Below are 6,631 nucleotides of genomic sequence, written 5' to 3'. Positions count from 1 at the left end.
CGCACAGACGGGATTCACCGTGCTGGACCCGGACCGTGCGCCGGAGGTTGGGGCGCGCCTGAACGATGCCTGCGGCCCGGGGCAGGGGACTTTTCGGGTGGAAGGTGTCTGGGGTGCTGTGTTCGCGGTGCCTGGTTGGCTTTTCGGGTGGAAGCGGTCCGGGGTGCTGCGTTCGCGGCGCCTCGTCGGGCTCCCGGCTGGACACTGTCCGGGCGCTGCGTCCGCGACGCATCCATCAGGGTCGGCTGGGCGGTGACATGAGGTGGGCGTGGACAGTCACGACCTCCATGATCTGTGCCAAGGCAGCCCCCGGGGCGGGTTTGCTGAGGCAAGTCGGCCGGGATCCGCTCGCTGAGCCGCAAGCCGTGCCTGGTGGGCCTCCTGCAGCAACCACGCCCCGAGACGGCCGCGATCGTCATGCCGCCAGTAGCTCGCGGGTGTAGTCGTGGGCGGGGTTTCGCAGCACGTCGGCCGCTGCGCCCTGCTCCACCAGCCGGCCCGCCCGCATCACCGCCACGTGTTGCGCCACCTCCGCCACCACCGCCAGGTCGTGGGTGATCAGGAAGTACGTCAGATCCAACGCGGTCTGGATCTCGCCGAGCAACGCCATGATCTGTGCCTGGATGGTGGCGTCGAGCGCGGACACCGGCTCGTCCAGCACCAGCAGCCGTGGATTCAGCGCGAGCGCCCGGGCGATGGCCACGCGCTGGCGCTGGCCGCCGGACAGCTCGCCCGGCCTGCGCTCGGCGTACGAGGCGGGCAGATGCACCAGATCGAGCAGCTGGAGAACCCGGTCTCGGCGGTCCGCCCGGCGTCCGATCCGATAGGCCACCAGCGGCTCGGCGATGATGTCCGCCAGGCGCATCCGAGGATTCAGCGAGGCGAACGGGCTCTGATACACCACCTGCATGTGCCTGCGCAGCTCGCGCAGTCGCTTGCGGGACAGGGCGGGCACGTCCTGGCCGAGAACCCGGACCGTGCCCCGGTCGGGCCGTTCCAGGCCCAGGATGATCCTGCTGGTCGTGGTCTTGCCCGAGCCCGACCCGCCGACCAGCGCGAACGTGCTGCCCTCCCGGACCGACAGCGACACGTCGTCCACCGCTTGCGTGCCATGGCGAGCAGGTCCGAACCGCTTGCTCACGCCGGTCAGCTCGATCACCGGGTCCGCGTGCCGGTCCTGCTCCGGGACCTGCCGTGGACGCACGGTCTCGGCGATGCTCAGCACCCGCCCGCGCTCCAGCCGCGCCGAGCTGCGCAGCAGGCTCGCGGTGTAGGGGTGGTGCGGCTCGGTGAACACCCGCTCGGCCGGGCCGGCTTCGACGACACGCCCCCGCTGCAACACCACCACGTGACTCGCGTGCCGTCTGGCCAGCACCAGGTCGTGGGTGATCAGCACGACGGTGGCCGAGTGCTTCTCCCTGACCCGCTGAATGGCGGCCAGCACCTCGCGCCCCACCAGCACGTCCAGCGCGCTGGTCGGCTCGTCGGCGATCACCAGCTCCGGGCGCTTGGAGAACGCCATGGTCACCAGCACCCGCTGCCGCATGCCGCCGGAGAGTTCGTGCGGGTAGCGGCGCATGACGTCGTCCGGATCGGCGAACCCCACGTCGCGCAGGTCCTGCCGCAGCCGTCCGGTCACGGCCGCCGGTGGCAACGCGGACCCGGCCAGCGTGAAGCACTCCCGCAGCTGGGCGCCGATGGTCTTCGTCGGGTTCAGCGACGCGATCGGATCCTGCGGAACGAAGCCGATGCGCCGGCCACGTACCCGCCGGAACTCCCGCTCGCTCTTCGCAGGCAGCGGCTCACCGGCCAGCTCGATCCGTCCGGAGTCCACCACCGCGTTGCCCGGCAGCAGGCGGACGACGGAGTGCGCCAACGTGCTCTTGCCGGACCCCGACTCGCCGATCACCGCGGTGACCTCACCGCGGGGAATCTCCAGTGACACCGAGTCGAGCGCGGTGTCCCAGCTGCGGCCCCTCCGGTACCGCACGGTCAGCTCGCTGACGGCCAGCAACGGTTCGGTCATCGGCGCTCCTGCAGCAGGTAGGCGATGCGGTTGAGCAGCACGACCACGGCGGCCAGCACCAGCCCGGGAATGATCGCCACCCACCAGGCGTGCGCCAGGTACTTCTGACCTCCCGCGATCAGCACACCCCACTCCGGCGACGGCGGGCTCTCCCCGAAGCCCAGGTAGCTCAGCGCGCCGATGGCCAGCATGGCCAGCCCGAAGTGCAACGCCGTGTAGGCGAGCACAGGGGAGAAGATGGCCGGCACGATGTGGCGGACGACGACGCGCAGCGGACCCGCACCGCAGGTGCGCGCCGCTTCCACGTAGGTCTGCGTCGACGCCTGCATGACGCAGCCGCGGATGAGCCGGGCGAACCCGGTCGCCTCCCCGATGCCGATCGCGACCGCGGCCACGAACGCGCCCCGTCCGTAGGCGGTGATCACGGCGAGCGCGAGCAGCACCGACGGGATGGCCATCACCGACTCGGTGACGATCCCGAGCAGCCGATCCAGCAGGCCACCGGGCCGCAGACCGGACAGCACGCCGATCACCGCGCCCAGCACCAGCGCCACCGCGATGGCCAGCGCCGCGGAGAACAGCGAGATCTGCAACCCGTGCACCACCCGGGAGAACAGATCGCGGCCGATCTCGTCGGTGCCGAACCAGAACGTGCCCGACGGCGGGGTGAACGGGATCCCGTCCAGCGCGTACGGGTCGTGCCGGGCCACCAGTGACGGGAACATTCCCACCAGCACCAGCCCGGCGAGCAGCGTCAGGTGGACGTGCAACTCCCGGACGCGAACCCGCGGCCTGCTCAGCCGCCGCTCCGCCGTACGTGTCGTGGTGGTCAGAGTGGCATCGGTCATGGGCGTGCCTCCGTGCTGCCTGCACCTGCTCCGGACGGCCGGCGCAGCCGCGGGTCGAGCAGTGCGTAACCGACGTCGACCAGGATGTTGATCACCACGTAGACCGCGGCCAGCACCACGACGAGGCCGAGCACCACGGTCAGGTCGACGGCCTTGACCGCGTCGACCATGAGCCTGCCGAGGCCTGCCCGGCTGAACACCATCTCCACCACCACGGTGCCGCCCAGCAACGACCCGACCCGCAGGCCGAACACGGCCAGGAACGGGAACGAGGCGTTGCGCAGGCAATGCCGGCAGACGACGGTGAACCGGCCCGCCCCCTTCGCCGGGGCGGTCACCGCGGCGTAACTGGCTCCCAGCTCGGCGCGCAAGCTGCTGATCAGCACCTGGGCGAACTGTGCGGCGCCGAGCAGGGCGAGCACCGTCGCGGGCAGCACCAGCGCCGCGGGCTCCTCGCTGCCGTTGGACGGGAACCAGCCGAGGGTGAGCGAGAACAGGTAGATGAACAGCAGCCCGACCCAGAAGACCGGGAGGCTGACGTAGGCCGAGGGCAGCAGCGAGGCGACGGCGCGGACGAGGCGTGACCGTGGGTTGACCGCCAGCACCGCGAGCAGGAAACCGAGCGGCACCGCCGGCACCAGCGAGACCGCGGCCAGCGTCACGGTGCTCGGCAGGACGTCCGCGATCATGCCCGCCACCGGCTCCTCGGTGACCAGGGACCGGCCGAGGTCACCGTGCAGCAGGCCGGTCAGGCCGCGCAGGTACTGGGTGCCCAGGTCGTCGGTCAAACCCACCTCGTCGCGCAGCTCGTCGAGGTTCAGCTGCGACACGTCCGCCGAGCCGATGGTGTCCGTGGTGCCGATGCGGGCCAGCACCGCATCGCCCGGCAGGACGAACAACAGGAAGAACGTCGCGGAGTACGCGATGAAGATGACCGCCGCGGCGTGCGCGAGCCTGCTGCCTGCCGTGCGCAGCAGTCCGCCAGCCCGTGTCCGGCGCGCTACCGTTTCCGCAGGTGTAGTCGTCATGGCAGTGGCTTTCGCTCGGCCCGGGATCACTGCTTGCTGACCCACGCGTCGCCCAGCCACGGCAGGTGGGTGGCCTCGAACAGCGGCAGGTGCGTGGTGGTGCGGTAGGCCAGCGGCTGGATGAAGTCGTACAGCGGGATGAAGTACGCCTCGTCCAGGATGATGGACGCGGCCTTGACGGCCAGCTTCTTCCGCTTGGCGACGTCGGGCTCGGCGAGGATGCCCGCGAAGACCTTGTCCAGCTCGGGATCCAGGCCGCCGTAGATGGAGCGCAGCACGTCGGCGTCCGGGCGGGTGCCGGATGCCCATGCGAATGAGTAGTCGCCCGACTGCAGCCGCTGGTTCAGCTCCGCCTGGGTCAGGCTGCCGAACGTCAGCTCCACCCCGATGGCTCGCCACTGGGACTGGACCACGGCGATGTTCGGCTCGTGCGAGATGGTCGACGGGCTGTAGACCAGGGTGAACGACAGCCGTGTGCCGTTCTTGGTGCGCACCCCGTCCGGTCCCGGGCGCCAGCCCGCGGCGTCCAGCAGCCTGCGGGCTTCCGCCACGTCGGTGACGATCTTGTCCGACAGGTCGGTGTGGAACGGGTTGCTGGCCGCGTAGGCACTGGTCGCGGGCTTGTCGATGGCCGAAGCCCGCGCCAGCACCGCCTTGCGGTCGATGGCCAGCGACAGTGCGCGCCGCACCGCGCGCTCGTCCAGGCCGGGTTGGCCGGTGTTGACCGCGAAACCGAGGGCCGCGCCCGGCAACGGCTCGCGCCGGATGGTGATCTCGTCGCTGCTTGCGAACGCGGTCTTGTCCGCCGGTTCGGTGTTGTGCAGCAGGTCCAGCCCGCCGGAGCGCAGCTCGGCCGCGGCGATGCTGTTGTCCTGGATGTGCCGGACCTCGATCTTGTCCAGATACGCCGGGCCCTGGTTGCGGGCCGGCGCGGGCGGCCAGTGGTAGTCCTCGCGCTTGGTGAGGGTGTAGCCCTCGTCACCGCGGCTTTCCGAGATGACGAACGGCCCGGACCCGATGATGCTGCGGCCGTTCTGGCGCCGCTCGAACGGCAGCCGTGCGGTCTCCGGTGCCACGATGCCCAGCACCGTGCTGGACGCCGCCTGGAGGAAGCCGGAGTTCGGCCGGTTGAACTCGAACACCACGGTGTGGTCGTCCGGGGTACGAATCCGCTTCAGGTCGCCGATCCACTGGTTCGCGACCGCGTACTTCGCGCCGCCCTTCCGGAGTGCCTGGTAGCTGAGCTTGACTGCGGCGGCGTCGAGCTTCTCGCCGTTGCTGAACGTCACGTCGCGGCGCAAGGTGAACTCGTAGCGGGTGGCGTTGGCGTTGACCTTCCACTTCGTCGCCAGCCACGGCGCGAAGTCGCCGTCGGCGGTGTGGAAGACCAGCGAATCCACCACCCCGCGCAGCGGCACCGCCAGGCCGTAGCCGGTGGTGGTCGCCGGGTCGTTGGACTTGGTGCCCCCGGCCGCCCGGTAGACCAGCGTGCCCCCGCGCACCGGTGTTCCGTCGTCGGACGCCCGGCTGCGCGCCCCGCCGTCGGCACACCCGGCGAGTGCCACCGTGGCCGTCAGCAAGCTGGCCAATGTCGCGATCGCCGCGCGACGCGTCCTGCGCTTCATGGATCACTCCCGTCGGTGTGCGTTGTCGGTTGCCGTGCACGATGCGTCGTCAGCGCACGCTAGACGGGCGACCCCATTTGTGGGACATGCTCCCGCAATGTGGAAAAGCTGTCGCCATGGGTGATGAGCGCCTTAGCGTCACGGCCGTTCACGAGCTCCATGCGGGAGCAACGGTTACGGAGGCGACATGTCCAAGATCAAGATCGAGGCGTCCAGCGCGGTCTTCTACCTGCCCTACTACGTCGCGGAGGAGGAGGGCTACTTCGCCGACGAAGGGCTCGACGTCGAGCTGGTGCGCAGGGCCACGCAGGACGAGACGGAGCTGCGGTTCATCGAAAGCCCGCAGCAGGTGTCCTCGTTCAGCAGCTTCAAGCTGTTCGAGGCGGGGCGGACGCAGCTGTACAACGCGTGCGAGTGGGGCCAGCTGCGCCGGTCGCAGGACAGCCAGGTCAACGGCAAGGTGGTGGCCAGGCGGGCGGCGGTGGCCAGCCAGGCGATCATCGTGCGTCCGGACTCGCCCTACAACGTGCCCGGCGACCTGGCGGGCGTGCCGGTGGGGGTGAACTTCCACCACGGGTCGCACTACCTGGCGCTGCAGACGCTGGAAGGCTTTCTGCCGCGCGAGGACATCAAGCTGATCGGCATCAAGGGCAAGGAGCGCTTCGCGGCGCTGCGGGACGGCGACATCGACGTGGTGGCGGTGATGGAGCCGTGGATCACCGTGGCCGAGAAGCTGGGCTACAAGGTGCTGGCCGAGGCGCACTACTACGGCGCGGAGATCGCCAACGACGCCATCGACGCGGAGACGTTCACCAAGATCAACCGGGCGGTGGCGCGCGGCGTGGACAAGATCCACGAGGACATCCGCCCGTACCTGCGGTACTTCATCGAGCAGGCGGCGCCGATCGCGGAGCTGGAGCCGGGCGACTTCAAGCTCGGCAGGCTCCGCTACATCCACCCCGGCCCGTACCCGCAGGACCACTTCGACCGCACGGTGGCCTGGGTGGCCAGCTGGGGCCTGATCGACAGCGACAACGAGTTCGAGGCCTTGGTGGACAACACCAAGATCCTGCAGGAAGCCTGAGCCCGCAGGCATGGGGCAGG

Annotated in this window: 5 protein-coding genes; 1 reads left to right on the top strand and 4 read right to left on the bottom strand. The window is 70.1% G+C overall.

Annotated features, from left to right (window positions below):
* Positions 1 to 415: 415 nt before the first annotated feature.
* From CXP56_RS06805 to CXP56_RS06790, 4 genes are read right to left on the bottom strand one after another with little or no spacing between them, the layout of a single operon-like run.
* Positions 416 to 2,026: a dipeptide ABC transporter ATP-binding protein gene (locus CXP56_RS06805; RefSeq protein ID WP_286900439.1), complete on the bottom strand. Its 1,611-nt coding sequence runs from the start codon at positions 2,024 to 2,026 to the stop codon at positions 416 to 418.
* Positions 2,023 to 2,874: an ABC transporter permease gene (locus CXP56_RS06800; RefSeq protein WP_286900437.1), complete on the bottom strand. Its 852-nt coding sequence runs from the start codon at positions 2,872 to 2,874 to the stop codon at positions 2,023 to 2,025. Before CXP56_RS06800 ends, CXP56_RS06805 begins: the two co-directional genes overlap by 4 nt.
* Positions 2,871 to 3,902, bottom strand: coding sequence for an ABC transporter permease (locus CXP56_RS06795; RefSeq protein WP_051309766.1), 1,032 nt, complete (start codon positions 3,900 to 3,902; stop codon positions 2,871 to 2,873). The genes CXP56_RS06800 and CXP56_RS06795 overlap by 4 nt, the downstream gene beginning before the upstream one ends.
* Positions 3,903 to 3,928: 26 nt before the next feature.
* Positions 3,929 to 5,527: an ABC transporter substrate-binding protein gene (locus tag CXP56_RS06790; protein ID WP_286900433.1), complete on the bottom strand. Its 1,599-nt coding sequence runs from the start codon at positions 5,525 to 5,527 to the stop codon at positions 3,929 to 3,931.
* Between the two features lie 187 nt (positions 5,528 to 5,714).
* Here CXP56_RS06790 and CXP56_RS06785 point away from each other — a divergent pair, with 187 nt between their 5' ends.
* Positions 5,715 to 6,611 (top strand): ABC transporter substrate-binding protein, encoded by an 897-nt coding sequence (locus CXP56_RS06785; RefSeq protein WP_028846708.1) that lies wholly within the window; start codon positions 5,715 to 5,717, stop codon positions 6,609 to 6,611.
* Positions 6,612 to 6,631: the final 20 nt, after the last annotated feature.

The organism is Thermocrispum sp., assembly GCF_002919275.1.
Taxonomy (GTDB): Bacteria; Actinomycetota; Actinomycetes; order Mycobacteriales; family Pseudonocardiaceae; genus Thermocrispum; species Thermocrispum agreste.
This window is presented reverse-complemented; position numbering and strand designations above follow the sequence as displayed.

Bases quoted from the DNA above. Each gene is read 5' to 3' on its own strand.
- CXP56_RS06805 (WP_286900439.1), bottom strand. From the start codon at position 2,026: ATGACCGAACCGTTGCTGGCCGTCAGCGAGCTGACCGTGCGGTACCGG.
- CXP56_RS06800 (WP_286900437.1), bottom strand. From the start codon at position 2,874: ATGACCGATGCCACTCTGACCACCACGACACGTACGGCGGAGCGGCGG.
- CXP56_RS06795 (WP_051309766.1), bottom strand. From the start codon at position 3,902: ATGACGACTACACCTGCGGAAACGGTAGCGCGCCGGACACGGGCTGGC.
- CXP56_RS06790 (WP_286900433.1), bottom strand. From the start codon at position 5,527: ATGAAGCGCAGGACGCGTCGCGCGGCGATCGCGACATTGGCCAGCTTG.
- CXP56_RS06785 (WP_028846708.1), top strand. From the start codon at position 5,715: ATGTCCAAGATCAAGATCGAGGCGTCCAGCGCGGTCTTCTACCTGCCC.